Genomic DNA, 2,741 nt, shown 5'->3' with positions numbered 1-2,741 from the left:
CCTTTCACCTGCTGCGCCGTTTGCATCGCACCTTGCGCGGTCTGCATCGCCCCCATCCCTGTCTGCGCCAATTCCTTGCCCTTCTCCAACATGTCCCAGTTCTTGCTCGGCAGCGCCTGCGCCACCATGGCCTGCACCTGACTCGGAATGTCTTCTGCACCCGGCGGATTCAACGGCCATTCCGGCTTGCCGATGTAGCTGCCGTCGCTCCAGGTGTCCGCCGGATCCTTACCGAACAGCACCCGCGCTGGCCCCGGTGCGGCCCCGGCAACGCTGGCGAACCCCTTCGCGTCGAGCTTGCCCTTGATGCTCTTGCCCAAGGCATCAATCACTTCGTAATCGCCGTCCTTGATGCCCTGGCGACCGGCGTACTGGTTGAACAGTTCGAGGTTGCCCTTGCCCGGTTTCGGCGGTTCCGGGAACACGCCGGCCAGGCTCTTGGCACCGGTGTAAGCAAAGTTCGCCGCGTGGGCGGTGTACGGGCCGCTGGTGGCGTGGGTGATGCCGCCGGCGTTGTAGGTCGTGGCGCTGCCGCCGCCCTGGATCACCAGTTCGGTCTTGGCGGTGATGGTGATGCGGTCGGCGTTGGCGGTGATGTTGAGCTTGGCCAGCAGGTTGATGCTGTCCTTGAGTGCCTTGACGTCGATGTCGCCGGACGCCGCCACCAGCCGCCAGCCCATGCTCTGCACGAACAGGCGCATGCCGCGACTGGCACTGGCCAGCAGGCGTTTGCCGATGGAAAAACTGGTGTGCCCGGTGCTGCTCAGCGCCAGATGTTCGCCAGTGGCGATGTGGCTGGAACGTGGCGTGGTCAGGGCGATGCCGGCGGGACTGGCGAGCACCAGATGCGGCTCGGTGAATTCGGGGAATTCGTTGGCGGTGAGGTTTGCCGGACCCGAGCCGAGCACGCCTTGGTGCTGGGCGTGCAAGGCCTTGGCCACGTCGTCCTGATCGCCCGCCTCTTGAGCCTGAAGCTCTTTGGCCTGCGTGGCGAAACCGTCCTGTTGATCGCTGGCGGTGGCAAGGCGTTCGGCGGTTTCCGGCAGGTCTTTGTGGTGCTTGGATTCGTTCGGGCGTGGTTCGGTGGTGATCAGCAGGCCGGCACCGGCACGCACGGCGCCGTGGCGGTCGGTTCTTAACTCAAAACCTTCACCCCGAGGCTGACCGCCGCTTGGGCGCGGATGGGTCAGGTAACCGAGGTTGATCGCGCTCGCACCGTGATCGCTGCGCAGCGCGATGCTGATTTCGCTGGTGGTGTCGTCGATGCGCAGTTCGTTGGCGCGGCTGCCCTTGTATTCCTTGCTCTTGACCGTGGCCAGGGTCTTGAAGTCCGGCAATTTGTAAGGCGGCAGGTTGGCGCCGTGGTACAGGCAACCGGTGATCAGCGGCTGGTCGGGATCGCCTTCGAGGAAGGTGATCAGCACTTCCATGCCGACCCGCGGAATGTTGATCGAACCAAAGGTTTCAGCGGCCCAACTGGAGGCCACGCGCATCCAGCAGGTGGTCTTGTCGTCGTGCTGGCCTTCGCGGTCCCAGAAGAACTGCACCTTCACCCGGCCGTATTGGTCGCAGAAGATTTCTTCGCCTTTCGGGCCGGTGACCACGGCGCTTTGCGAGCCGAGAACCTTGGGTTTTGGGTGGTCCAGCGGCGGACGGTACGGCACGTCCCACGGAATCGCGCTGAAGCGGTTGCGATAACCCTGATGGAAGTCGTCCTTGTTGTCGGTGGTGTCGCTGGTCACCGACTCTTCCAGCACTTGCGGCTGCTTGCCTTCGTGGAAGATTTCGGTGAGCAGCCACAGGTCGTTCCACGTCGGGTTGGCGTGGTCGGTCAGCGCCAGAAAATGCCCGGTGACCAGGGTCGGCTGGTCGCTGTTGCCCTCGGCCAGGCGATAGTCGCTGCGATGGCGTTCGAGGTTGCGGTTGGCCAGGTGCTTGCCACGCTCGCGATCCACGAAACGACCCGGGTAATCGTAGTCTTCCAGGTCCGGCTGGGCGCTGCTCTTGGCGTCGCTTTCCAGCTCGATCTTCGGTTTGATGAAGTCATAATCGCGCCGCGTGGTGCGGCTGGTGCGGGTGGCCAGGCGCAGGCCGAAACGCTTGACCACCGGCTGGTCCGCCACCAGCCCGGAGTCCTGCTGATAGGCCACCGGTGCCAATTTCGGGAACACCGTCTGGTCATCGCCGAAGGTCAGTTTGTGGCCGCTCGAGGTGTGCTGGAAGTGGTAGTGAATCCCCTCCTCCTCGCACAGGCGCTGGACGAAGTGCAGGTCACTTTCATCGTACTGCGTGCAGTAGATGCGCTCCGGATACACCGCGCTGAGCTGGAAGTGGTAATCGCTGGCAAGAATCCCGTGCTCTTCCAGCACCTGGCTGATGATCTGCTGCACCGTCATCTGCTGGAAGATGCGCTGGTTGAAGCGGTGCGCCAGGTACGAAAGCTGCGGTCGCAGGGAGATCCTGTAGCGGGTCAGGCGCTTGCCCGCCTCGCCTTGGGCAATGCTGTAAATCAGCCCGTGGATCCCGGTGCCGCTCGGCGAGAGCTGCAGAAACGCCAGTTTGTGCAGCAGGCTTTCGAGGTTGATCGAGGCCTTTTCGCTGACCAGTTCCAGCTCGAATTCGAAGGGCGTGTTGAGGGCTTCCCGACCGGTGAACGACAGGACCTGGAAATCGCTGTCCGCGCCATCGATGGTCAGATTGAAATGGGGCTGATTGGCCGGTGAGAACATTCCCTTGTCCCT

1 protein-coding gene is annotated in these 2,741 nt (G+C 63.2%); it reads right to left on the bottom strand.

Annotated elements, in window-relative coordinates; all coding sequences use genetic code 11:
- Positions 1 to 2,729 (bottom strand): type VI secretion system tip protein TssI/VgrG (gene tssI / locus QLG12_RS07135; protein WP_282474220.1); only part of this gene is annotated, 2,729 nt, incomplete at its 3' end.
- Positions 2,730 to 2,741: the final 12 nt, after the last annotated feature.

It is taken from the genome of Pseudomonas sp. V88_4, from assembly GCF_029967985.1.
GTDB lineage: Bacteria > Pseudomonadota > Gammaproteobacteria > Pseudomonadales > Pseudomonadaceae > Aquipseudomonas > Aquipseudomonas glycinae.
This window is presented reverse-complemented; position numbering and strand designations above follow the sequence as displayed.